The sequence below is a fragment of the Bradyrhizobium sp. Gha genome (genome assembly GCF_900113735.1).
Taxonomy (GTDB): domain Bacteria; phylum Pseudomonadota; class Alphaproteobacteria; order Rhizobiales; family Xanthobacteraceae; genus Bradyrhizobium.
Genome location: NZ_FOQM01000025.1, coordinates 42,921 through 66,193, shown reverse-complemented (window position 1 = coordinate 66,193; position 23,273 = coordinate 42,921). Strand labels below are relative to the sequence as shown.

General features: G+C 59.6%; 20 protein-coding genes and 3 pseudogenes. 12 read left to right on the top strand and 11 right to left on the bottom strand.

Annotation, left to right across the window (positions count from 1 at the left end):
- Positions 1 to 496 precede the first annotated feature (496 nt).
- The 4 genes from BM222_RS26215 to BM222_RS26200 all read left to right on the top strand — a co-directional run bounded on the left by BM222_RS26215 (position 497) and on the right by BM222_RS26200 (position 6,006).
- Entirely contained in the window at positions 497 to 1,924 is a 1,428-nt protein-coding gene (locus BM222_RS26215) for a hypothetical protein (protein WP_092234293.1), read from the top strand.
- A 272-nt stretch (positions 1,925 to 2,196) separates the two neighbouring features.
- Complete coding sequence (locus tag BM222_RS26210) at positions 2,197 to 2,658, top strand: hypothetical protein (protein ID WP_092234290.1); 462 nt, start codon at positions 2,197 to 2,199, stop codon at positions 2,656 to 2,658.
- Between the two features lie 142 nt (positions 2,659 to 2,800).
- Positions 2,801 to 4,537, top strand: coding sequence for a type I secretion system permease/ATPase (locus BM222_RS26205; RefSeq protein WP_092234469.1), 1,737 nt, complete (start codon positions 2,801 to 2,803; stop codon positions 4,535 to 4,537).
- Between the two features lie 116 nt (positions 4,538 to 4,653).
- Positions 4,654 to 6,006 carry an HlyD family type I secretion periplasmic adaptor subunit gene (locus BM222_RS26200; RefSeq protein ID WP_244547252.1) on the top strand — a complete coding sequence of 451 codons (1,353 nt, stop codon included), beginning with the start codon at positions 4,654 to 4,656 and terminating at the stop codon, positions 6,004 to 6,006.
- Here BM222_RS26200 and BM222_RS26195 read toward each other — a convergent pair.
- Together BM222_RS26195 and BM222_RS42265 are read right to left on the bottom strand one after the other, a co-directional pair.
- Positions 6,003 to 6,788, bottom strand: a complete 786-nt coding sequence (locus tag BM222_RS26195) for a response regulator transcription factor (RefSeq protein WP_092234284.1) — start codon at positions 6,786 to 6,788, stop codon at positions 6,003 to 6,005. The two genes, BM222_RS26200 and BM222_RS26195, sit on opposite strands and share 4 nt — an antisense overlap.
- 213 nt (positions 6,789 to 7,001) lie before the next feature.
- Positions 7,002 to 7,586: a hypothetical protein gene (locus tag BM222_RS42265; protein ID WP_244547251.1), complete on the bottom strand. Its 585-nt coding sequence runs from the start codon at positions 7,584 to 7,586 to the stop codon at positions 7,002 to 7,004.
- A 719-nt stretch (positions 7,587 to 8,305) separates the two neighbouring features.
- Here BM222_RS42265 and BM222_RS26185 point away from each other — a divergent pair.
- The 6 genes and pseudogenes from BM222_RS26185 to BM222_RS26160 all read left to right on the top strand — a co-directional run bounded on the left by BM222_RS26185 (position 8,306) and on the right by BM222_RS26160 (position 12,035).
- Positions 8,306 to 8,539 carry a hypothetical protein gene (locus tag BM222_RS26185; RefSeq protein ID WP_092234281.1) on the top strand — a complete coding sequence of 78 codons (234 nt, stop codon included), beginning with the start codon at positions 8,306 to 8,308 and terminating at the stop codon, positions 8,537 to 8,539.
- Positions 8,540 to 9,500: 961 nt separating this feature from the next.
- Positions 9,501 to 9,569 (top strand): annotated as a pseudogene (locus tag BM222_RS43385) (hypothetical protein); the annotation flags it as partial.
- Between the two features lie 13 nt (positions 9,570 to 9,582).
- Positions 9,583 to 9,735, top strand: a pseudogene (locus BM222_RS43380) (hypothetical protein); the annotation flags it as partial.
- Between the two features lie 1,267 nt (positions 9,736 to 11,002).
- Complete coding sequence (locus BM222_RS26170) at positions 11,003 to 11,221, top strand: hypothetical protein (RefSeq protein ID WP_349509871.1); 219 nt, start codon at positions 11,003 to 11,005, stop codon at positions 11,219 to 11,221.
- Between the two features lie 41 nt (positions 11,222 to 11,262).
- Entirely contained in the window at positions 11,263 to 11,769 is a 507-nt protein-coding gene (locus tag BM222_RS42255; protein WP_244547250.1) for a hypothetical protein, read from the top strand.
- A gap of 38 nt (positions 11,770 to 11,807) precedes the next feature.
- Entirely contained in the window at positions 11,808 to 12,035 is a 228-nt protein-coding gene (locus BM222_RS26160; protein ID WP_092234265.1) for a hypothetical protein, read from the top strand.
- A gap of 425 nt (positions 12,036 to 12,460) precedes the next feature.
- On the opposite strand, the gene BM222_RS26155 is transcribed toward BM222_RS26160, so the two are convergent.
- A complete protein-coding gene (locus BM222_RS26155; RefSeq protein WP_143106042.1) occupies positions 12,461 to 12,685 on the bottom strand; it encodes a hypothetical protein in 225 nt (74 codons plus the stop codon).
- Positions 12,686 to 12,741: 56 nt separating this feature from the next.
- Positions 12,742 to 13,218, bottom strand: a complete 477-nt coding sequence (locus BM222_RS26150; RefSeq protein ID WP_092234259.1) for a DUF3833 family protein — start codon at positions 13,216 to 13,218, stop codon at positions 12,742 to 12,744.
- A 306-nt stretch (positions 13,219 to 13,524) separates the two neighbouring features.
- On the opposite strand from BM222_RS26150, the gene BM222_RS26145 reads away from it, so the two are divergent.
- Together BM222_RS26145 and BM222_RS26140 are read left to right on the top strand one after the other, a co-directional pair.
- Positions 13,525 to 13,746 carry a hypothetical protein gene (locus BM222_RS26145; RefSeq protein ID WP_092234255.1) on the top strand — a complete coding sequence of 74 codons (222 nt, stop codon included), beginning with the start codon at positions 13,525 to 13,527 and terminating at the stop codon, positions 13,744 to 13,746.
- Positions 13,747 to 13,758: 12 nt separating this feature from the next.
- A complete protein-coding gene (locus tag BM222_RS26140; RefSeq protein WP_092234252.1) occupies positions 13,759 to 14,181 on the top strand; it encodes a hypothetical protein in 423 nt (140 codons plus the stop codon).
- Positions 14,182 to 14,216: 35 nt separating this feature from the next.
- Here the strand turns inward: BM222_RS26140 and BM222_RS26135 are convergent.
- The 7 genes and pseudogenes from BM222_RS26135 to BM222_RS26110 all read right to left on the bottom strand — a co-directional run.
- Positions 14,217 to 14,942 (bottom strand): annotated as a pseudogene (locus BM222_RS26135) (MFS transporter); the annotation flags it as partial.
- Positions 14,943 to 15,866: 924 nt separating this feature from the next.
- Positions 15,867 to 17,663, bottom strand: a complete 1,797-nt coding sequence (locus BM222_RS26130; RefSeq protein WP_177243475.1) for an NAD(P)/FAD-dependent oxidoreductase — start codon at positions 17,661 to 17,663, stop codon at positions 15,867 to 15,869.
- 447 nt (positions 17,664 to 18,110) lie between these two features.
- Positions 18,111 to 18,257: an SDR family NAD(P)-dependent oxidoreductase gene (locus BM222_RS41300; RefSeq protein WP_244547249.1), complete on the bottom strand. Its 147-nt coding sequence runs from the start codon at positions 18,255 to 18,257 to the stop codon at positions 18,111 to 18,113.
- 140 nt (positions 18,258 to 18,397) lie between these two features.
- A complete protein-coding gene (locus BM222_RS26125) occupies positions 18,398 to 18,868 on the bottom strand; it encodes an adenylate/guanylate cyclase domain-containing protein (protein WP_244547248.1) in 471 nt (156 codons plus the stop codon).
- A 580-nt stretch (positions 18,869 to 19,448) separates the two neighbouring features.
- A complete protein-coding gene (locus BM222_RS26120) occupies positions 19,449 to 21,467 on the bottom strand; it encodes an alpha-glucosidase (RefSeq protein WP_283810262.1) in 2,019 nt (672 codons plus the stop codon).
- Positions 21,464 to 22,318: a carbohydrate ABC transporter permease gene (locus tag BM222_RS26115; RefSeq protein ID WP_092234243.1), complete on the bottom strand. Its 855-nt coding sequence runs from the start codon at positions 22,316 to 22,318 to the stop codon at positions 21,464 to 21,466. Before BM222_RS26115 ends, BM222_RS26120 begins: the two co-directional genes overlap by 4 nt.
- Positions 22,315 to 23,262: a carbohydrate ABC transporter permease gene (locus tag BM222_RS26110; RefSeq protein WP_092234240.1), complete on the bottom strand. Its 948-nt coding sequence runs from the start codon at positions 23,260 to 23,262 to the stop codon at positions 22,315 to 22,317. The genes BM222_RS26115 and BM222_RS26110 overlap by 4 nt, the downstream gene beginning before the upstream one ends.
- Between the last annotated feature and the right edge of the window lie 11 nt (positions 23,263 to 23,273).

Genomic DNA, 23,273 nt, shown 5'->3' with positions numbered 1-23,273 from the left:
CACCTAGAGCGGCATGATGCATTAGATCTGTGAATGCTTGGCAATTCATGGAACTCCCAAAATGGCAAAAGTCCCGCGCTGTAGCGATAGTTTCAATTCGACAAATTAATGATCCCTCAACAACTGCACTCGTGAGCGCTCGCAATTCGCCAGACAATGTGAGGCGCGGCTGCGCCCGCTAGACATCCTCCAATGACCAGACGAATGGAAGTTGCGCTTATTTTTGACCGAAACAACGGACTCGGTTCTGCAACTGGCTGAGCGCAAAACTGCAATTGGGAGAATACATTCAAGATCGCTTCCGCGGACAGTCACCAATACAGGTGTGTGCTGCGTCGGCGCTTGTCGCCACACCCGAAGGGATGTAGCCGATGTTGCGGCTGCCACACGAAGCGCTATATCCGAACTGACGACTGGGCATTCGACCTTCCTGGGATGACATTCTGTCCGGAGTGCATCCGATTGCGCAGAGCGATTGCGATGAGGGAGGCTTACGATGGATTTTTCGCGGATGTCGGATGGAATCCGGCTGCATCACGCCTCTCATCACCACCCTGGGTACGATGGGGACGACGAATCGGGCCCTACGCCGAGTACCCCGTTCGCGGCGCACGTGGTCGGCAGTGGCACCCTGGTCCCTGGTCCCGGCCCGTTTGCAGGTCTTGGAGCGTACCCCGAGAGCGCGAATACCCAACGCAATGACTCGGACCCGGTTCAATCCAAACATCCCATATCGGGGGGCGACACGGACGGCCACGCCGGCAACCACGCTGCGGCGGGCCTCGATGTTTCGTCCACAACGCCCGCTTCCGGCGCATCACATCCCCGGATGGACATTGCTACGGTCGAGAGCGGAGCGAACACGGCCGGGAACGGCGGAGATGGCTATTTTTACGGAGGGATCATTCACTCGGCCCTGCTGATGTATGAGCCGATCAACATCTCGGTGAGCTTGGGATACGGCTCGGTCGCCTTGGCCAACCAGTTCAACACCCTGAATGTCGATCAATCCGCTTTTCAGATGGCCGGCGTCGGCGGCCATGGCGGCAATGGCAACATTGCATCGGGAGGGAGTATCAGTACGCCTTCAGGCTCCGGCCTGATCGCGAGCGGCGACAACAGCGCCGGAAACGGCGGCAGCGGCTATTTCTCCGGCTCGATAGTGGACGCTCCCGTGGTGATCTATCATCCGATCAATATTGCGGTAGTCGGCGCGGGCGGCACCGCGCATGCAAATCAATCGAACACGGTCGACATCGATCAATCGGCCACTCAGATCGCGGGCGTCGGCGGGAGTGGCGGAAATGCCAATGTGGCCGCCGGCGGCAGCGTCATCACGCTCGACCCCAGTTGGGGATCAAGCAACGGAGGGAGCGCCTGGGACGTTCCGGCCGGCGGGAGCCAGGCCGGCAATGGCGGTGACGGCGCGTTCTACGGCGGACTCGTCCATACTTCCTTCGTGCTGTACGACCCGATCAACATCGCAGTCGCGGGCTATGGTTCCAACGTTCACGCGGTGCAGACAAATGGCGCCTCCGTGGATCAATCGATAGTTCAGATCGCCGGCATTGGCGGGCACGGCGGGAGCGACAACGCCGCGGCGGGCGGCCATGCAAGCCTTCTCTCCCACGGCTTGTGGGGCGGCTCCGACACGATCGCGACCGGTTCGAACGGCGCGGGCAATGGCGGCAACGGCTATTTTGCCGGCAGCATGATCGATGTCAGCGTCGCGATCTATGCACCCATCAATGTCGCAATCGCAGGTCCTCATTCGACGGCCATGGCCGATCAGGTCAACAACGTGCACATCGACCAGAGTGCGGTCCAGATCGCCGGAGTTGGCGGGGACGGCGGCCAGGGCAATCTCGCACTGGGTGGCGATCTTTCGGCCCATCTTCTCTCGGATCTTCACCTGCTGGGTTAGCGAAACATCACACCGCTCGCACGATCGATCGCGAGGCGGCGGGCCCCGTCGAAGCCCTGCGCATACAAGCTCGCGCAGCGGCGCCCTCTCCCGACATTTCGAGTCCGATGTTGCGCGACGAATGTCATACTTTCGTGCGTAGGTCGACCAAGCCGGATGGTGTCCGATTTGACATCTATCGTCATCGCTCGTGAGCAGATCAGACTTGCCGCGCGCGTCCGCCTGATCGGGATGGATGATGCACGACAGCCAACAGAGATACGGAGGCTCAAATGTTGCCCAAGGCGATTCACATCTCGGATTCGATCGAATTCAAATCGATCAACACCGGCGGTCAAAGTGTCGGGAATGGCGGCGACGGCACCTTCAAGGGAGCTATCATCAACAAGCCGACGCTCAGCTTCGACCCAACCAACAAGGCAGAAGGTGCCGACGTGCACGTGAACACCGGCGATCACGTCACTCAGAAGGCAGACTGGGATGCCGGCGGTGCAAACGGGACAGCCTCGTGGTTTTCGAAGGCCCATGGCGGAAGCGCCGAGTCGAACGGAAGCCAGGAATCCTACAGCGGCCACGATACCTCCAAGGTATATGCCAATACGGATGCCACCCAGATCAACAAGCTCGCGGTCGACCAGCACCAGGAGGTCCTGGCCGGCATCGGCGGCAATGGCGGAGACGGCAACGCCGCGCTGGGTGGAGAAGTGAGCTTCCATCTCGATAATATGTTCTGATCACCGGCTCATCCGACTGGCAGGACCGGTGGCCACCGGCCATCGGTCCCGAAGTTCGAGCCAATACCCCGCCAATACCGTTGGCAGATGACTTTGGCCATCGGTCAAGTGCGCCGGACCTCGATTTCAGGCGGTGACGATCATGCTGATGCCGCCCATTCGGTTGCGCATCCTGCCGCAGACCCGGACGCCACTGCACACGGCCCTCTGGTCCTGCGCAGGACCGCTCGGTCTCGTATTCACGTATAGCTGCAGCTACAACCTGCTCCTGTTTGCGCCCTCCATCTATCTTCTTCAAATCTACGACCGGGTGTTGTCGAGCCGAAGCGGCGATACGTTGCTCCTGCTCACGCTCATCGTCGCAATCACAGTGGTCGTCGGCGGCGTGTTCGATGCATTGCGGCGCGCAGTCCTGGGACGCCTCGGCGCCTGGCTCGACGATCGCCTTCGTCCTTGCGTGCTCTCGGCCAGCCTCGAATCGGCGTTTCGCACCGATTGGATGCAGGCGTCGGGTGCATATCGGGATCTCACCGTGCTGCGCCAGTTCGTCGAGTCCGGCGCATGTCCCATGCTGTTCGACGCGCTCTGGACGCCGTTGTTCCTCCTCGTTCTCTTTCTGATCCATCCCCTGCTTGGCGTGGTGGGCGCCTGCTGCGTCACCGTGCTGTTCGCGCTCACGGTTGCCGGAGAGTTGGTCACGGAAGAGATTTTGCTCAGATCCGGCGCCGCGCTGTCCGGGAGCTATGGCCGCCTCCAGACTGCCGCGGCCAACATCCACATGATCCGGGCCATGGGAATGTTCGATAGCGCTGCGCGCATGATCCACCGTGACGCGCAGCGTGCGCGCAGTGAGCACGATGCGGCACTCCGGCGAGGCGAGGTCGTCATGCTGATCACCAAACCGGTTCGCGCGCTGTCGCAGGTCTTGATCATGGGAGCTGCCGCGTGGCTCGTCCTCGATAACGGGAAGAGCCCGGCAATCATCTTTGCTTCTACGCTGATGTTCAGCCGGGCGCTCGCGCCGGTCGAAAGTGCAGTCGCAGGCTGGAAATCACTGGTGACTGCCGTGAGTGCTTGTCAGCGGCTCGGCGCACTTCTCGCCGCATTCCCCGTCCCGGCGCAGCAAAACGCGGAGGTTTCTCCGCTGCGGGCGCGAAGCGGCCTCCTCGTCGACAACGTTGGCGTAAGGCTTGCGGGGACCAACCATCTTCTGCTGAACGGCGTCTCGTTCAGCCTCATGCCCGGAGAATGCCTTGGCATTATCGGTCCGTCCGGATCAGGCAAGTCCTTGCTCGGCCAGGTGATCGCAGGCCTGTCTATGCCAACGCATGGCCGTGTCCTCCTCGACAATACCGACGTCTCGCTGCTTCGCGACGGCCGAAACGGTGACCACCTCGGATATCTTCCCCAGGACATCAACCTGCTCGGCGACACGATCAGCGACATCATCGCACGTCTTGAAGATGCCGACCGCCGGGAGGTCGTCGAAGCGGCCAAGCTCGTCGGAATCCATGGGGCCATCATGCGCCTGCCGCAGGGTTACGACACGGTGGTGCAGAGTGAGACAACCTTGTCGCGCGGGTATCGGCAGCGCCTCGGCCTTGCCCGCGCCTTTTTCGGCAGGCCACGCCTCATCGTTCTCGACGAACCCAACGCCAGCCTTGACTACGGGGGCGAGCGAATGCTCCTGGATGCCATCGAGCGCATGAAGCTCGCAGGCGTCATTCTCGTCGTTGTCACTCACCGGATGGGTCTCCTCGCCGCCACGGACAAGATTGCCATCATGGAAGACGGTGCAGTCGCCGCGGTCGGCGACAGCGAGGACATCTTTGAGCGGCACCTGAGCCGACCCGAGGTAACTTCGCAGCGTTCGCCATGATCTGGAGTTCTCTCACCATCTGGAAGCTTCCCGCTGTCTCGAGACTCCCCATGGTCTGGGGCCAGCTCATGCGAGCAGCGGCGTCCCCCCCGCCCCCCCAGCGACTTGGCGCCGTGGTGACCGCCATCGACGATTTCGAGCCTCTGGAATTTCCATGGTGCTCGACGCCCACGCCGACCTCTCCGCGCGGAAGGCTTCGCGGAATCATCGTCGCAGGCAATCTCCTGGTGCTCTGCTTCATGCTGGGGCTTGGTACATGGGCGAGCCTCGCGCCTCTCGAGAGCGCCGCGATCGCGTCCGGCGTCGTGGAATCGGAATCGAGCCGCAAGACAATTCAGCATCTCGAAGGCGGTATCGTCAAAAAGATCCTGGTTTCGGATGGCGATATCGTGCGAAGCGGCCAAACGCTGATCGCGCTGGATGACACCCGGGCCAGCTCGGAGATGCAAAGCCTTCAAGGCCAATTGTGGGATGCAGTTGCTCGTGCCGCGCGGCTTCAAGCCGAGCAGCAGAGATCCGACAGGATCGCAGTCCCGGACGAGCTGGAACAGGACAGCAAGCAGAACGGGGTGGCCGCCGCTGCGGTGTCCGCGCAGCTGTTCATTTTTCAGGCGCGCCTTCAGGTTCACGAGTCGCAGCTTGCGGTCATTCGCGAACGAAGGCGTCAAGTCGAGAAGGAGATCGAAGGTCTCAAGGCTCAGGAGAGCGCCACGGGGCAACGGATCGACATCGTCCGGGAGGAACTGGATATGGTCACGACCCTCGTCAACAAGGGGCTGGAACGGCGGCCGAGGCTTCTGAACCTGCAGCGGGAACTGGCCGACGTTGAGGGCCGCCGCGGCGAGATCGCCGGGCAGATTGCCCGCGCCGGGCAAGTCATCAACGAACAGCAGGCCACATTATTCAAGCTCGAAAGCGAGAGACAGAGCGAGATCGCACAGTCGCTTCGTGAAGCACAGAGCCAGACATTTCAGCTCCGCGAGCGGTTGCTTGCGGCCAGGGATCAGCTATCGCGAACGGAGGTCAAGGCGCCCGAGGACGGCGTGATAACCGATTTGCGGATTCATACAGCCGGCGGCGTCATCGGAGCGGGTGCTCCGCTCATGGACCTGGTACCCCGGCAAGACCGCCTCATCGTGACCGCGCGCCTGCGGCCCGACGACATCGATGTGGTTCATCCCGGCCTCAATGCCGAGGTTCACCTCATACCGTACAATCAACGCCGCGTGCCTCGCCTGAAGGGAACCGTCGTCCAGGTATCGGCAGACCGGCTCCTCGACAAGCGTACCGACCAGCCATACTACGCGACCAAAATCCGGATCGACGACGCGCAGATCCTTGCAAACGACATCCAGATCGTCCCCGGCATGCCGGTTCAAGTATTCATCACGACAGGACGCGGTACAGTGGCTCTTTACGCGCTCAGGCCTTTGCTCGACAGCTTCCGTGGTGCATTCAGAGAGGACTAGGTCTCCGACATTGGCGCTGTGCCGGGGTCGTGATCGCGCCCCTGCGCGGGTAACCGGCCGCGCCAGCGGAGGACGGCTTCCGTGCGATTGTGCGCAGCACATTTCCTCATGATATGCTGGATGTGCATTTTGACTGTGCTTTCCGAGAGGCTCAATTTGGCGGCGATCAGCTTGTTGGGCAGTCCGAGCTCCAGTTCCGCCAGAATCTGCCGCTCACGAGGCGTGAAATCGGCCACGCTCTTGTCGATAGCCCTTCCGGTTCCGTCGCTCATCAGATATGCGGGCGCAAGTCCTCGCGCATCCGGCGGCTCGAAATCCGGTACCCTGGTCATCCCGGCCACGGGCAGCGGCCTGTAGACGCCGCCGACAAGAACAAGGCGCAGCCCCGCTATGGCGATCTCGATCGGTAGCGAGGTGGAAAGAAAGCCGCGCACGCCCCGCTGCATCGCGGCCTGCACGGTCGGCTCGTCGTCATGGTTTGACAGGACTGCAACGGCGGCGTTGGGACAACACTCCGCAACGAAGGCGAGATCGTCCTCAACCGAGGGATCGCCGATGGACTTGCCCGCGATACTCAGCACCACCAGACGAACATCGCGGGCTGACGCGCAGCCCAGGCTTTGGACCGTTGCCATGTCAAGGATCTCAAGCTCATCCAATTCCCTCCTGAGGACGCTCAGAATGCATGTGCGAGGTAATAGTAGCGGCTCGATGATCACCAGAACGGGCAAGTGAAGCGATTCATTGAGGCGTTTTGCGGTGGTGTTGGTTATGTCGTGCATGATTTCCTCGAGATGAAAAGAACTTCCGCGATATTCCTATTCCGTATTGCGTCTCCCGTGATGATGCATTCTTCCTGAATGCATCATCACGGGCGCGTCGCAGTTCCGCCGTTAGTGCCGTATCCACTGCGGGGTCACTTGGCGCCTGGACGGAAATTCTTTCCGCTCAATCATCTGGGCGCGTACGGCGCGGCGGCGCAGTCGACGCATCCGCTAATTGCAGATATTTCGATACGCCGTTGACGCCGCCGACCCTGACTTACCGTCGACGACATATGCCTCATCCTCCTTCACGAGATAAAGAAACTGTCTCTCTGCGGTCTCATCGCCTGAAACGCTTTTTCTTTTTACACGCCCGCAAATCGTATCCACGGGGCGTCCGAGCGTGTTCTTTCGAACTGCGCGCTTCATATCGGTGAATTCGGCCGATCCTGGAGTCTCCATCGTCGCCGAGATCGTGACCTTCGCCTTGTCCAGGACAGGATCTGATATTTCCGCAGGGCGTTCGGAGGCCGGGACGCTGATCCTCGTCCGCGGGGACGCTGCTTTGGCGAGGTCGGCCGATCCGCCTTTCTTCGGGGACGATCGCTTGCCGGACTTTACCGAGGCTGCAGAATTCGATTTGGCGATCGCAGGAGCTGGCGCCATTGCCGCCGGCGTTGCCTCCGCGGGCCGGGGGACTGCAACCCTGTCGAAACAGGGTCTTGCCTCACACCCAAGGAAATACCCTCGGGAAGGCGCAAACACGCCAAAGCCGATCAGGATTCCTGCCAGCACTCCAACAAAAAGCAGTCCCATCCGATTCCCCTCCTCGGGAGCTCGGCTCGCACTCGCAACTAGGACTAATTCCGCGCTGGTGATCCATATGTTGCGCAAAAGCATTAAGCGCTCATTAAGCGCGCGCGGTTGTCCGGCACCCGGACGAGCGGATCAGATCGGGCCTAGACCCGTGCCAAATTGCGCACTGCACCGGTTTCGCACCAGAGCGGCGTGAACGGCCGATCGAGCCTCATAAAGACGTTTAACCTTTACAACTACATCGCGCTCAGGCAACGCCGGATCATTCTGCAGCATTGCAAGGGCCGCTGCCCGAAGCCGAAGCTTAGGCTTTCCGGTGAAAACAAGAGCTGCGTTGCTACCGTTTGGCTACGGTGGAGGCTTCGCGCATTGAGCTGCGGCCTTCAACCCAGCTAACCTGCTGTAAGACGGCTAGTAAATGCTGTCGGGGGAGCGCTACCTACGTTCCCCCGACAGCATTTACCCGAGTTTTTGGTCTCCGCTCAGTTCTGCCGGTTTTCCCATTAACCCCAGGGAGCCGGGACCACCTACGTCCCGCCCCTAATCGTCCTCCACGGTTGTTTCGGCGTGGCCTGTCAGCGCTTGCTCCGAGGAACCACAACGCCTTAACACGCAGTGAAATAAAACTTGATGGGATAAGCCAAAATCAAGACTTGATCTTCCATCTTGCTCTCCCGGCGCTCCTGCGATTTGAATGCGATCTAAATAGGTAAGACGCAATGACAGATCAGCAATTGGCTATTCACGCCATCAGCGAAGCCCAATGCATACTGGACGAACACCTTCAGCCTCGCCCCCGCGACAATGAGCGCATGATCCTCGACAAGCTGGTGGAGGTTCTTGAGCGCCCCGATCTGGTGGTCGCCATAGCTCGGCTGCAGCAAATAGCGCTCAGATGGCAAAACACCTTCCATCAATTCGTTTTGCCACTTGCATCGCCGCGCTCCTGTTGATTCGACTGCCGACTGTGCAGGCGAAACAACAATGCAGCGCCGAGGTGCCGCCAAATGCGCGGGAGTATTGGTCTTGGCGCATCATCATCGACGGACGAAGATGCTGGTACGAAGGCAGACCCATGCTTTCGAAGTCATTCTTGGAGTGGCCCGCTCTAGCTTCCACCCAGTCGCAATCCGATAGAGAACTTGACCTTACCGAAAAGTCTAGGGATCCGATGGACGCAGAAGCCTGGGCGCCGGCTGACCGAAACACTTTCGATGCCCTTTGGCGCGCAAGGGTGGAGCAGCGCTAAGACCCGCCCCGCTCTGTTAACGTCGACGGGCGGCTTCTCCCCCTGGGGAGAAGGCAGTTGCAGATTCTTCCCATTTACTTCAATGCCTTGCTGTTTGAGTGTCCTAATAGTGTCCCAGCGGCCCAACCCACGAACCCGCGCGAAAGGAGGAACGTCACCTTTCTGGCTCAATGCTGGTTTTGAGAGAGAAGACAGATACTTTCGAATTTGAAGTTTTGCATATGACTTCGTCCGCAGGCTCCTACCGAGCCGCCTTAATTCTGGACCACGCATTTGTTTATCGCTCTGAGTAGGAAGTGAGCTTGCAATTCCGCCTGCTTCAGTGCCGAAAAAGCAGCTTTCAAATGATTTACTCCGCTCTTGAACAGTGCCGGCAAGTTGTCCTCCAGAACTTCCTTTATCTTCTAGCCAAACATCGCATGCCGCGATGATCTTTGGCTCCTCTTCCAATGGACTTCCTAACACCTGACGCCGATATATCCCCAGCTGCCGCACTCTTGATGCTCACCATCTGCATGAAGATCACGCCCAACTTCTGCAACTCCTCAAGTAGCATGTTGAACTGCCCCCCGGACACCGGCGTTAGCCGGAGGAGCTAGGCCTAGTCCTAGGCATACGCCTATGTCCGACACGTTTTCGACGGTCGAAGTCATCACCGGCGGCGGCGGTTTACGACGGAGCAGAAGCTCTTGGTCGTCAACGAGACGCTGCAACCGGGCATGTCGATCAGCTAGCTATGTTGCTCGTCGCCATGGGCTCTCCCCGAGCCTGGTCTTCCGGTGGAGACGGCTGATGAGTGAAGGGGGCGAGGAAGCGGTGCGGGCCGACGAGAATGTGGTTCGCCGCGTCCGAGGTCCGGCGGCTGGAGGAAACGGGTTCGAGACCTCGAACGCCTGCTGAGTCGCAAGATCATCAACGGGCAGGTCGACTTTTTCGCCATCAATCTCGCAAGGTCTGGAGCGGGATTGCCTAATTGTCCGAGCGTGTGCAGAGCTGCGGTTAACAGATCATGGATGTGACGCGGTAGAGATCCGCAGGGAGCAAGCCGCGACCGACATGCATCAATGATCCCCACGCGGTAGCTTCGCGATCTCTCGACGGAACATGATTCGATGCAGTGGACGCAGATCAGTTCACCGCCCCGTGCGGCGGCTGAGGGATGGTCAGCCCTTCTGGCGCGAACTCTTCGTCGCAGTGATCGCAGCGGGGCATTTCGTACATCGGTGTATTTGCTCACGGTGTTGTGGCGGAATTCGGTAGCGTCGTCCGCACTGGCGCGCGCGTTCCAAATCCGGAACGTGGTGAAGTAAACTCGCGGCCGTTGCAGATTTACAACCAGCTTCGCCATTCAAGATACTAAGCTCGTGCCGTCCATTGCGACGACCGAAACATATTTCATGTTTACTTAATGCGAACAGCGGGGGCGGAAAGTGTTTGATGTCTATCGCAATGAGAAGCGCGACTTTCTCGTTCTAAGCACAGGCTCTGCGATACCCGCAGTTTGCTCTCAGGATAAGTGGCGCAAGAGGAGAAAGCGAGTTCTCAAAGTCAGCGACGAGATTAAAGCAACCATTCAGCGAGAGGGCTACTACGTTCGCAGGTTGCGGCCGACAAAGGGGTTGTTGATCCTCGACCGGAAGCAATAAATGTTGAAAACGGACAGACTTCGGTCTTCGCGTCGGTGTAGACTGTGACAGGCACTTATCAGAATGCCTTGGCGTTGTTCTGATGCGTACTGTCCTTCTGTTTGGGGGATCCTGGCTCCTCATCAACGTTCTCTTTGTTTTGGTTGTCGTGCCCTCGCGCAGGGCGCGTCCGCCCAGGAGACCGTCAGGGCGAAGTCCATTCCTGCACCCGTGGATAAGGTCCGACGTTGAGCCGCCATCATCGCAGCACGTAATATATCTACGGTGCTCAAGTTGCGATGTCTTGCCGATCCACCGTGGTGAGACGCCGGTCAGTTGCCGTTACGCCTACGGATAGGCAGCCTGTGGGATCAGGCTAAGGCGCTGCAACGGCCGTTGCCCGGTGATGCGCCGTGATGGTCGCTCCGAAGGAAGATCGAACCTTAGCACACGGTTCTGAAACTCTTGTCCGGGTGTGCTTCGGCCCCATATAACCATTTATGCAACTCACCGACATCCACGACCAAGCAATCCAAGCACGCATGGCTCTAATCGTCGGCGCAAGGACGTTTGACCGTCTGTTCGCTGGCGTGCGGTTCGATGAGATCGATGGCGACATCCTGTTCGTCTACGCCAAAGACGAGGGGACCGCAGCGCAGATCGAGGACGAGTTCGCGCTGCACATATCGATCATCGCCTCAAAGATACTGGAACGCAAGGTCAACATCGTGATGGTGTTGCCGAGACAGCTCGTCAGTTGAGCTTACGAGGTCCGGTCCGGGGATTGGTGGTGGGCCTGGCTATGTCCGATCTTCTGCGCACAGCTGAATGGAATTCGGCTGTGCTCGAAGGCGGTTCGAACCAAGTCGCATTGACCGAATTCGCTATCGTCAGTGCTAGCTGCAGGATCGACGCCACCCCGCTGCAGAAGAAACCTGCAGCGCAGCTATGGAACAACATTACATCCGGGAGATTCGCGGAACGAAACGGCTCGTCAGTCTTTCTCTGCCCTTGGGAGGTGGTGCACATGACTTCTCAGACCATAGAAGGCGCCTGTGCGTTCGCTTGGCGGAACTACTTGCTGCTTCACAACGACCTCAGCGAGGACGATACCAGGCGCTCCGCCCTCTATCGCTACGTTGTCAATCTTCGTGATACTGGCGAAGATAATTTCGATCTCTTGCAAATAGCGGCGGTCGCTTACTTGAAAAAACTAGACGGATTGCATGACGACCGATCTGCGAGACTCGCGGTAGATCAAATTTTGACCGAATGTTTAGAATCACGCAGTGCGCAACCCGACACTTAGCTTCAGGCAAAGAACGCTAGAAGGAAGGAGCGAGCAGCATGGCAGACAAATCCGCCAACTCAAACTTCGCGCGCGAACCACAAAGGCGCATCGCCGCAATGACAGCAATCGGCATGAATGCCTTGAACCCAATTATGCACTTTCAGGTCTCAATGCTGAGGATGTGCGCCGATAGTATCGAGAGGTTCGCGGGCGATTACAAAAAGAGGCTGGAAGAGACCGCGACCGCCGTCGAGGAACAGTCAGACAAGGAACGCGCCGCATAGATCAACGCGAATCGCCACGTGGGGTCCGGCTCGTCGAAGTGCGTTGCGCGGCGGGCTCCCCGAACAGTCGGGCTCAGGGCCACAAGCAGCGGTCGTGGCAAGCCGTACTCCGTTTGCGGCCTATAGCCAACAGGTTGCGCTCTACATTGAGAGCCTGCTCGCGAGCTATCCGGGCTGGGGAGGTCCTATAAATCGGCTGCTCGCTGGACCAATCCCGATGCAAAACAGGCGCGGCAGCGTTGCTGCCGTCTCTCGGGCAACGGAGTGCCACGGACGGCGTCATTCAGAACAACCCGATCCAAGCGAAAAAGGCAACTTCAATTAGGAAGGTGAAGCCCATGATGGCGATAGTGAGAACTGCATCGCCGGCCGGCAAAGTGGTCATAGCGTGCCTCGCCTAGAAGCGAAGCCCCGAACCCACAACTCTAACTCCCAGACGTTCGGAAATGTTTCAGTTCCCAAGCGGTTGGGGGCGCAAGATGCGTCAGCGCCTTTCGAGTTCCTTGATCGCCTGAGCCGAAATGTTTCGAAGCGTCCTTGATGCTGGTCTGCGCGATCTTGATGATCGTTTTTGCAATCATTTCCGGGTCGTCGCCGATGCTCAGAACCCCACGCAGCTGCGATCGCTGCGAGCAGAATTCGCGCCACAAGAGCTGCCGCTTTTGCGCCACTGGCCGGTTACCGTGGCAGCGGCGTACACCAGAAGCTAGAGCTTGTGGTAAGTAACGTGCGCCGTCGCAAATGGGATGCCAGCACGGCCAGCACGGCCCCTGACTATGCAAGCTCGTTCATCGATTCCGTAAAACCAATCGTCGAAATTCAACTTGAACGATTTGCCGTCCCCTTGCGGTGTATCGCGCGTGTATTTCCAATGGAATGCGCAGCCGGCTTGCTCCCCAATGGCTTCGCCTTCCAGTCGATTTTCCAGGCCCGTGTACTTGCCCTCCTCGCCTTTTCGGATCGTCCAATGCAGAGTGTCGCTATGACCATCGTCAAATGTATATGCCTCGATGAAAAGCACTGTATCAGTGTCCGCATCTAGTTCGCCGTGACCAGCAATGGTTGCGCGCTTCAGTAGTCCACCAACTAGACTTTCGAGCACTGCCCAACCTTCTAACCGCCCGATGAAAAAACGTTCGGGAAGAAACAGCGGCGTTGTTCCTCTAAAAGCAGCGATCGCCATAGGTAATCCTTTGAAATGCATTTGGTAAAACAAATCTTCCTTCTTCGAATGGTTCCTACTTGGCTCTCCGGCACACGCTCCGCTCGGAGCGCCAAATCGTCCACAGCCGCCCTTCAGATTCCGATCGGAATTTATTACTGCTCGCAGCCGGTGCACTGTCATGCGGGCCTTATCGCCGCGTCACCGGCGTACCCCTCTTTTGGCGAGCTCCGCGTTGCGCTGACCTCTTCTTGTCTTGAAATTTCACGACTTCGGGCGGATACTTAGATCAAGTCCTTAGCCATCATCATTCCGAGGAAGACGATCATGGCGATCCAGATCGTGATGGACAGTACCGGGGACACCCGTCACTTTTTCAATTCAGACGACGGACGAGAACTCGCGAAGGCGGAGCGGCGGTTCTACGAACTGACCGATGCCGGCTTCACCGCGGCGGTCCGGACGGGCCCGGGTCAAGTATCGCAAATGCGATCGTTTGACCCGAACGCGGAAGAAACTGTCTTCCTCCCTAGGCTGATCGGCGGGTGAACGGCGCGGGCCATGTTGGGCTTCAGATCATCTCGCCGACATGAACGCTGGCGGGCGAGAGCCATTCGGGCACTCTTCATCAGACACGGCGCCGAGAGAACTCCGGAGGGCCGCTCGCTGCAGCTCTTGCGGGCGTGGCTATCGCCGGCGCAACGCGCGCAGTTCGCGGGAAAAGGCTATTTCGAGGTCATCGGTGGCGACACTGGCAGGCAATATCGGATTTACGCGGGCGCTTCGACGAACGTCTGCGAGATCGACGAAAAGGGCCGCCCTACGCGCGGCCTGTGTTTCATGCCGCGTGGTAATCTGCCGGTCGGAGATGTTATGCTTTCCCAAAAGATCGCGCTTGAATGCTGCGAGAAGCGCGCGCTGGAGGTAGCCAGAAGGTTCACACCGACCGGTTTTATGTTTAGTCGAAGCCGGCTCCTTGGTTGAACCGTTACGGTCCTCGGTTCGCCGGACAAGAAGGTTAGCACGGCCGTTAGAACCCCCGAGCAAAACGCATAGAGAGATTGAGCAGTTGCGGCCACGCTTACTGCCACCAGCGTCCCCATCATTCGCATGCAAGCGAGATGAAGCAGAGCAAACGTTACTCCGTGCAACGGCTGTATCAGCGAGAGCAGCAATACCGACGTGGTCACGCCTGCTACGGACCAGCGGACGATTCCGGCCGCAGCTGCCAAGAGAGCCGCGCCACGTAGGCCAACCCTATCCACGAGCGGTGGACCGGCCAGCATTAACACCAACACTTCAGCAACCACCGCTTCCGACCGAAGGAAGCTAATCGCCGAGGTGCTAATGTCCGCATCGCTCCAGAGAACGAAGGCCGCGGATGCACTCCCCCGTATCCATCCGTACTCAAATGGCCTTCCTGCGAACTGAGGCCTCGCTGTATTGACAGATAACGCATCGGCGATCGAGGTGGTGGGGGCAAGCGCGGCAGCCTGAAACAACGCGACTACAAGCAAGAACCAGAATTTATCGACCCAAAGCAATGCGACGGCTGCTGCGGCCGCTAAGGCAGCACAGCCCGCGAGCACGAGGCGCAATGACCCGAACCGATCCGCCAGCATAGCAACTAACGGTCCGAAAATGAGCCGCGTCAGCATTGCGGCAGCCAGGATCCGTCCGATCTGCTGAGACGCCAGAGCTCGCGGTTCAAAAAATTGGGGCCAGAACGGAGATGCGGCGCCGAACGCCGCGTAGAGAGCGACTTAAAGGACTATATAGGCGATTGGTGCGGGAATGAGCACAGGCTCCTCATCGCTTGCTGTGTAGCCTGCATGGTGTGCGAACGCTGGTGCCAATGCGCAGGTCAGATCGGAACACTGGCTCTGAAAGCTAAGTTTGGTCGCACAGACCAGCCGATCAAGTCGATCCGCACGCCAGTGTTCGCGAACCGTCGCCTCCGTCTCTATTGTGCCAGCGCTCCCCCGAACGAGTACTGTAGGTCATCACGTGAGCAGAGCCACTCTCGCCCCCGCCAAGCAGATTGCACTTTCGTGTAAATGGCGCGGGGCAAGTCTTGTAAGGTCGTCCTCCTATCCATACACCATCTGAGTAGATGATAGGAGGATGGTAATTGCTCATGGCCAGCAACGTGTTCGAAATCCGACCTAAGAGATGCGTCAATTTTGCCCTGGGGAGCGCCATTGACATTGTTGGAGAGTGCGCCGGGGCCTCTAGCTTTTCTGACGTCGCGCCAACCTCGTGTTCGTGCTACTAAGTTTTAGCGGAAAATGGTCGAACTGGGCCCTGGCCATACTCTGAACTGAACAAGTGGCGCAAACATCGGTTTGACGGACCGCGCCTAGCTGCGGACGGCATGTCGCTCATGGAGCGACCCGCGTGCTGAGCGGATTCCATCTGCTCTCATTTGATAGCGAGGTCGCCCCATCAGGCGGGGGGACTAACATCGTCTCCAGTCAACTTCGCGGATCAGTTGTTATGGACGAAGTCGGCGATAGACCGACCCGCCGGCCCAACCCGTCGAGGTGACAGGGCATCGGAACTAGCTCAGCCAACCGGAGAATCCTCGATACGGAGGGCGCGCAAGCTTGCCACGCGCGTGCAACAATCGGCTACGCCAATCCGCAAACACCATGATGCGCTACGAAATTTTACGCCTTGTGATGGGCGGCTTGCAGGCCATAGACCGGAGTCGGAATGTCCTCATAGCGAGCTTTCAGTTGTAGGGAAAGGAATTGCGAGTAGTGACGCGACTGGTGCAGGTTACCGCCGTGGAACCATAGCCCTTCCTGTTGCGTCGGCTTCCACATGTTGCGCTGTTCGCCTTCCCATGGGCCGGGATCCTTGGTGGTATTCGAACCTAGTCCCCAGACCTTACCGACCCTGTCGGCCATTTCCCGGCTGATGAGGTCGGCCACAAAGCCGTTCATAGAACTGTAGCCGGTGGCGTAGACGATGACATCGGCGGCCAGTTCCTTTCCGTTGTCGACTCTGACGCCGTTGGGCGTGATTTCCTCGACCTGAGCTGCGACCAACTTAACCTTTCCATCGATGATGAGCTGCGAGGCGCCAACGTCGATGTAATAGCCCGAGCCGCGACGCAGGTACTTCATGAACAGGCCAGATTCGTCGTCGCCGAAGTCGAGCCGAAAACCGGCTCTCGTCAACCCTGCATAAAAATCGGCGTCATCCTCGCGGATCTTGTCATAAACCGGCTTCTGCAGCTGATGCAGAATCTTGTAAGGCAGCGAAGCGAATATCAGATCGGCCTTGGCTGTGGTCATGCCACTGCGGACGGCGCGCTCTGAATAGAGGTCGGCGATGGATGCCATCAGCGAATCCGAGCGCACGATATGTGTCGTTGAGCGCTGCACCATAGTCACCTCGACGCCGGCCTCGTACAGCGCGGCGCAGATGTCATGCGCGGAATTGTTCGAGCCGATCACGACGACCTTCTTACCCTTGTAGCGATCGGGACCTGGGTGGCGCGACGAATGGTGCTGTTCACCCTTGAAGGCATCTATGCCCTTGAACTGCGGCATGTTCGGCTTGGCGGACATGCCGGTGGCAAAAACCAACTGCTTCGGCTTGAGCGTGATCTCCTTGCCATCGCGCTCGACGAGGACCGTCCATTCCTTTTTGGCGTCGTCCCAATCGGCGTGTTTGGCCGTGGTGCCGGTCCAGTAGTTCAGCTCCATGACCTTGGTGTACATCTCCAGCCAGTCGCCGATCTTGTCCTTAGGCGAAAACACCGGCCAGTTCTTCGGAAAGTCGATGTAGGGCAGGTGATCGTACCAGACCGGGTCGTGCAGACAGAGCGATTTGTAGCGATTGCGCCAGGAGTCGCCGGGACGGGCGTTCTTCTCGACGATGATGGTGGGCACGCCGAGCTGCCGCAACCGCGCGCCGAGTGCGATGCCACCCTGGCCGCCGCCGATGATGAGCACGTACGGCTGCGTTTTAAGGCCGAGCTGCTCGACTTCCTCGTCCCGCAATTCCTTCCAGGTCTTGGCGCCGGGATTGACGCCGTGGCGGGCGCCAAGCGGTCGGGTAAAGCCCGCCTTTTCCTCGTAACCTTTCAGTTCGACCATCGTCGTCAAGAGCGTCCAGATCTGGCCGTTCTGGAGACGGATTAGACCGTAGCCGCGCGCGACCTCGGTCTCGAACGAGATCCAGCATTCGGTTACTCCGTCGGCTTCAGAAGCGCTTTCCCCGTCGGCTATCTGCCAATGGCGTGACCTTACGTGCGCCAAGCAAGAGTTGAGCATCTCGCGGATCTGATCGCGACCTTCCATGGTCTTGATATTCCAAGTGAAGGCGACGAGATCGCGCCAGTAGCACTCGGGTGCGAACATCTCTACTGCGGCGTCCAGATCGCCTGCCACGAGAGCCGCTTCGAATTTGTCGAGAAAGGCGTGGATGCGCGCGTTAGGCGTAGTATCGAGCATCATTTCCTCCCAAGGACTTTTGTTCTTTCCGCAATTGCCGCAAGCTTATCCGAACTTTCGATTGAAACCAGACCTGCGCGGGTCAAATCTTTTACAGCACTTCTGATCGAATAGTGGCAGCCTTGCCGGGCTGCGTGATTCAGCGGATTATCCATGTTTCGCGGTCGCTTTGCCGAAAATTTGCCATTAAAAATGTCGGTTGACAGTGGCCACCTTTGTCGAACTGCCAGTCCGACCGAATGTCCGCTTTGCGCGAAGACCTGCCGTCCCCGCCAGGTCACTAATTGAGCCCCTGAGCGGACATCCAAACAACCGTAAGATTTCCTGGAAGGTCCGTTCGCAGATCTGCGGTGACGTAAATGCTCGAAGCGGGCGAGCGCTGGCAGCGGTCCAAGATCAGCGCAGGACCCAGGACCGATGCTGTCAGCGCGCTGGTTTTGAGGCCAGTCAGTTGAGCGAGTTGACACTCCACGTATGCGCCTTGATGCGCAGGGCGGCACCTACCTTCTCGGTGTCGGCGAGCATCACTTTCGCGCCCTTCCAGGCGAGGGCGCGGGCCAAGGCGAGGCCGATGCCACTGGCGGCGCCGGTCACGAAAGCCGCGCCGCCTCGAGCGCGTTTTCCTCGATGGCCCAGTAGGTCGCCGACCGCCACGAGTCCGGTGGCGATCCCGACTCGGACCCCGAGCGGCACGTTGGCGGGGCTCTCAAGGCCCGGTACGGCTTCGACCAGGGCTAGGCCGGCGCGGAAGGCGCGCTCAGCATCGTGCTCGCTTGCGGATAACCGAAATAGGCTAGCACGCCGTCGCCCATGTACTTAGCCATGAAGCCACCTTCGCGCTCGATGGTCTCTGCGCAGCACCGATGGTAGGCGGCGACCACGGCGCGCAGGTCCTCGACGTCCAGCCTGGTCGACAGCGCGGTCGATCCGACGAGGTCGCAGAACATGATGGATAGATGACGGCACTGGGCGTCGCCGCGCGGCGCCGGTGCGGTCGCCATCGGACGGGCGCCCGACGCCGACAATTCGGCAATGTTCGCCAGCAGCTTGCGCCGGTGACCAAGCGAGACGCCCAGCTCCTTCAGGTCGCGATCGGTGAGCTGGCCGAGCACCGAAACGTCGATGTCATTTTCGGCGAACCGCGTCGCGTATTCGGGCATCCCGACGGTCGTCAGCCATTCGGCAATCGAAGTTGGTTGGGACATCTCGCCCCCTCCCAAGCGTGCCGGTTAGCGCCCTAGTTTAACAAAACCCTGAAAAATAGCTACTTGTCCGCCGGACGGTGCGCCCCCAACCGCGGGGTTGTGTATTGAGTGGATCGCGCAACCAAGCTCTACCCGATGGATGCTCATCAAATCCAGAAATTCGACCGAAGCGACTCTCGGCTTACGCTGAGCCCACGATGACGGAGTGACTCTCGATAGGCTTGATCGCCAGGGTTGGTGCTGCTCACCACAACGCAACGAAATCGCGGCCGCCCGACCGAGCCGCTGCATGCCGCCTGAAGGTTTGTTTGAGTAAGTCGAGCGCCGCTTTCCTGTTGAACTCTCCTCTCCCAATCTAGTGCTGGGCCGCAGGTCGGACAGCACCAGGATGCCTGCTTGTGACCCGGATCGTACGTCGGCCAACATCTCGTGTTGCGGCGAAGCCGTAGGCACCGCTGCCCCATGGAATGCTCTTCATTTATACTTAGAGGGAGCAGTGGCTGAGGTTCTAAAGTGCAGAGGCGCCTACTTCGGCTCTTGGACCCATTGCTGACGTCTTCTCTGGACGCCGACAGGTCCGCTACACCCGGCGCAATCCCGCAAAGAGCGCCTCGAATTCGCTGTCCGCCCGATAGAACGCCGGTGGTCGCCCCAACGGCGCGGCGACCGATGTCTCGTGCCCACCGGCAAATGACTGGCCGGTCCACACATGAGTCCAATCGGTCCCTGACGGAAGGTAGAGGCTCCGCTGATCCTGGCCCGCCTGCCAGACGGGCGCGACGAGCAGATCGCGGCCATAAAGGTAGCAATCCTGAATGCCGTAGGTTCGCCGATCGTCTTCGTGATGAAGAAACAGCGGACGTTGCACTGGAAGGCCCCGGCGCGCAGCTTCCAGCGACAACGTCCTGAGATAAGGCGAGAGGTGAACGTAGATCGCGGTCATCCTGGCAAAATGCTCGAGAACCGCCGGATCGCCGTCGAGCTGCAGATTGTCACGAGGCCTGTTGCCTTCGTGGCTGCGCATGACGGGCGTGAAGGCTGCCATCTCGCTCCAACGCATCACCAGCTCGGGCGTGCGCAAATTGCCAAACAGGCTAGTGTAGCCGCCGATGTCGGAATGGTGAAACGCGTTGCCGAGCAATCCCGACGACAGGGCGGCGCAGATCACCGTGACCAGCCCGTCATGCCTGGAAAAGTCGACCGATTGATCGCCGGCCCAGAGCCACGGGCACCACTTCTGCACACCCGTGAAGCCGGACCGCATGAAGAACACGGCCTCGCCGGTGCGGCCGCGGCTCGCCACAGCATTCGCATTCACTTCGGCCCACAGCGTCGGCCAGAGGTTATGCGCAAGTCTTGCATCGATGCCGCTGGCGAGACGTACGTCAACCGGCAGATACTCACCGAAATCTGCCATCCAGCCGGACAGGCCGTAGTCGAGCATCCTCTTGCCGATGATTTCCTCGGAGAACCACGCCGCGGCATCCGGATTGGTGAAATCGACGGTGCCGCAGTGGAACTCGCCGAAATCGATCAGGGCCGTTTGTCCCGAGGCGTCCTTGACGAAGAATCCGGCATTTTCGGCCTCCTCGAATAGGACGCCATCGTTGCAGAGATACGGGTTCACGTAACCGAGAAAGCGGATGCCTTGATCGTTCAATTCGGCGATGCGCTGCCGCAGGCCCGGATAACGCGTCTCGTTGGCCTTCCAATCCCAGAACAGTCGCGCGCCAAAGGCGGTCGGCCGAATTCCGACCCAATCCTCGCACCAGAGACTGGAAACCTTGACGCCGGCCGCACGCATCTTCGCGAGGCGAGCGAACGAGTTCGCGCCGTCCTTCAGGCCGACGATCGCGCCATTGTAAATCCACTCTGGAAGCGGCGGTTGACGGCCGAATCGCGCGGACAGCATCTCCACCAGCGCGACAAACGATGGCGCCGCAAATAGCTCGATGCGTTCAGGAACGGACCAGGCCTCGATCTCGTGAAACCCGTCCTCGCGAAAATCGAACACGCTGTAGGCTGACGTCTCGACGTGTAGCGCATAACGCGCCGAGGAGATGTAGGTCGGTTGCGGATAGTTCGTGTGATAGTAGTCGCCGCCGGCGTGGCCCACCGCGTCGGCCTTGAAGGTGATCTCGGTGGTCTTGTCGCGCCCGACGCCCGGCTCCGAACTCCATAACGGAAACCGTCGTCCACGCAGATCAAAATAGGAGAATTGCTCACCGCCACCCCAGACATGCTCGTTACGGTTGGCCACGACACGCAGCCAGAACCGGTTCACAGAGGGATCGAGCGATCGCAGCTTCAGCGCATCGCCCTCAAGCGTCACCGCGAGGCGAGCAGGCTGCCCCTTGGCCGAGGACAGCATGATCGTGTTACCGTCGATCTCGGCATGCGCGAGCGGACAGCGTTCGGCCAGGCGATCCTCGATCGCGAAGCGGCCGCGGTGCATTTCGATGCTGTCGTTGCCTCGGCCGACGAAAAAACATGGCGCCGCGGCACTGTGGGCGAGAATCTGGCGGCCCGAGATCGATAGCGCAAAGCCAGACGGGGTCGTCTCGAGTTTCAAGTGCATTCCTCTCGGTCTTTCCGTCAGCCCTTGATGCCACCTGCGGTCAACCCCGAGACGACACGCTCCTGGAAGATCATGATCAGGATCGCGACGGGGACGATCCCGACGACGAGCGCCGCCGAGATCACCGGCCAGGGAAACGCAAACTCACCCTGATAGAGCTGAATACCGACCGGCAGTGTCCGCAATCCGGGATTGGAGTTAAACGACAGGGCCAGCAAGAATTCGTCCCAGGCGTTGACGAAGGCGAGGATGCCGGCCGTGAAGACGCCGGGCGCCGACAGCGGCACAACCACCCTGAACAGCGCACCAAACCGCGTGCAGCCATCGATCATGGCGGCGTTTTCCAGATCGCGCGGAATGCCTTCGAAGAAGGACGTCAGCACCAGGGTGCATACGGGCAGGCTCAGCACGGTGTAGGGCAGGATCAATGCTGTCCACGAGTTCAGCAAATTGAGCGCGCGCATGGTCTCGAACAGGGGAACCAGCAGCGTCACCAGGGGAAAAGTCGAGACCGCGATGATGACGGACATGATCAGTCCCCTGAACCGCAAGTTCAGCCGCGCGAGCGCATAGGCCGCGAGCACCGAGACCAGCAGCGTGAGCGCGGTCGAGAGCAGCGCGACCATGAAGCTGTTGAACAGGAAGGTGAGCAGCGGCTGATCGGAGAACGCCTGGAAGTAGTTTCGCAGCGTCGCTGCCTGCGGCAGCCATGTGATCGGCTTTTGTGTGAGCTCGGCCTCGGTCTTGAACGAGGTCAGCAGGATCCACAGAGCCGGAAACAGGCCATTGACGATGAGAATGAACGCGGCGATGGCCCGCAGCGGCTTGCCTGAGAGAGCCGAGTCGAACGTGGAGGCGACAGCCGTGCTCATGATGCGGCCCCGTTGCCGCGGATCATGCGCAGGTAAAGCGCGGTGACCAGCATCGACAGGCCGAACATCACCACTGCGAGCGCCGATCCGTAGCCGAGATCGAGGAACGACACGGTGTTCTGATGAATGTACATGGCGAGCGTCGCGGTTTCGGTACCCGGCCCCCCGCCCGTCATCATGTAGGGAATGTCGAAGGTCTGCAGTGCGGTAATGGTGCGGAAGATCAACGCGACGACGATCGTCGGCTTGAGCAGCGGCAGCGTGATCTCGAAGAACCGACGCACGCGCCCAGCGCCGTCGACGTCGGCGGCCTCGTAAAGTGAACGCGGAATGGTTTGCAGGCCTGCGAGAATGATCATCGCCATGAAGGACGAGGCCTTCCAGATGATGGCAAGGCAGATCGCGGCGAAGGCGAGCCGCGGCGAGTTGAACCAGATCACGCCGGGCAGGCCGATCCGGTGCAGCACATCGTTGACGACGCCGTACTCGGAATGGAAGAACCAGCCGAAGATCAGACCGGCAAAGGAGAGCGGCAGCGCCCAGGGGATCAGCAGGGAGAGCCTCACCGGCCATTTCATTTGGAACGGCAGATTGGCGAGCAGCGCGAGTGCGAACCCGACAACGAGCGAGCCGGGCACGGTGATGAGCGTGATCAGCACCGTGTTCCAGGTCGCCTGCCAGAACACCGGATCATCAGGCATCTGCTTGAAGTTCCCGAGCCCTGCGAACCGCGCCGGCAGGCCCGACGTCAGGGACAGGTCGAGAAAGCTCGTGTAGATCAGCCGGCCCACCGGATAGACGATCATCACGCCGAGCAGGATTGCTGCGGGCGCCAAAAGTATCACGGCAAGCGTAGTGTCATCAGGATCGGACCAGCGCGACAGCCACGGACGCCGCACGACGGGGCGATCGGCCTCGCTTTTGAACGTCGATGTCGTTGTCATCAGGTCTGATC

What these genes read in the sequence shown, in the direction of transcription:
- BM222_RS26115 (WP_092234243.1), bottom strand. Translation starts at nt 22,318, where the DNA reads ATGAGCACGGCTGTCGCCTCCACGTTCGACTCGGCTCTCTCAGGCAAG.
- BM222_RS26150 (WP_092234259.1), bottom strand. Translation starts at nt 13,218, where the DNA reads ATGGCGATCGCTGCTTTTAGAGGAACAACGCCGCTGTTTCTTCCCGAA.
- BM222_RS26185 (WP_092234281.1), top strand. Translation starts at nt 8,306, where the DNA reads ATGACAGATCAGCAATTGGCTATTCACGCCATCAGCGAAGCCCAATGC.
- BM222_RS26110 (WP_092234240.1), bottom strand. Translation starts at nt 23,262, where the DNA reads ATGACAACGACATCGACGTTCAAAAGCGAGGCCGATCGCCCCGTCGTG.
- BM222_RS26210 (WP_092234290.1), top strand. Translation starts at nt 2,197, where the DNA reads ATGTTGCCCAAGGCGATTCACATCTCGGATTCGATCGAATTCAAATCG.
- BM222_RS42265 (WP_244547251.1), bottom strand. Translation starts at nt 7,586, where the DNA reads ATGGGACTGCTTTTTGTTGGAGTGCTGGCAGGAATCCTGATCGGCTTT.
- BM222_RS26170 (WP_349509871.1), top strand. Translation starts at nt 11,003, where the DNA reads ATGGCTCTAATCGTCGGCGCAAGGACGTTTGACCGTCTGTTCGCTGGC.
- BM222_RS26205 (WP_092234469.1), top strand. Translation starts at nt 2,801, where the DNA reads ATGCTGATGCCGCCCATTCGGTTGCGCATCCTGCCGCAGACCCGGACG.
- BM222_RS26125 (WP_244547248.1), bottom strand. Translation starts at nt 18,868, where the DNA reads ATGTCCCAACCAACTTCGATTGCCGAATGGCTGACGACCGTCGGGATG.
- BM222_RS26130 (WP_177243475.1), bottom strand. Translation starts at nt 17,663, where the DNA reads ATGCTCGATACTACGCCTAACGCGCGCATCCACGCCTTTCTCGACAAA.
- BM222_RS26145 (WP_092234255.1), top strand. Translation starts at nt 13,525, where the DNA reads ATGGCGATCCAGATCGTGATGGACAGTACCGGGGACACCCGTCACTTT.
- BM222_RS26140 (WP_092234252.1), top strand. Translation starts at nt 13,759, where the DNA reads ATGTTGGGCTTCAGATCATCTCGCCGACATGAACGCTGGCGGGCGAGA.
- BM222_RS26160 (WP_092234265.1), top strand. Translation starts at nt 11,808, where the DNA reads ATGGCAGACAAATCCGCCAACTCAAACTTCGCGCGCGAACCACAAAGG.
- BM222_RS26195 (WP_092234284.1), bottom strand. Translation starts at nt 6,788, where the DNA reads ATGCACGACATAACCAACACCACCGCAAAACGCCTCAATGAATCGCTT.
- BM222_RS26215 (WP_092234293.1), top strand. Translation starts at nt 497, where the DNA reads ATGGATTTTTCGCGGATGTCGGATGGAATCCGGCTGCATCACGCCTCT.
- BM222_RS42255 (WP_244547250.1), top strand. Translation starts at nt 11,263, where the DNA reads ATGTCCGATCTTCTGCGCACAGCTGAATGGAATTCGGCTGTGCTCGAA.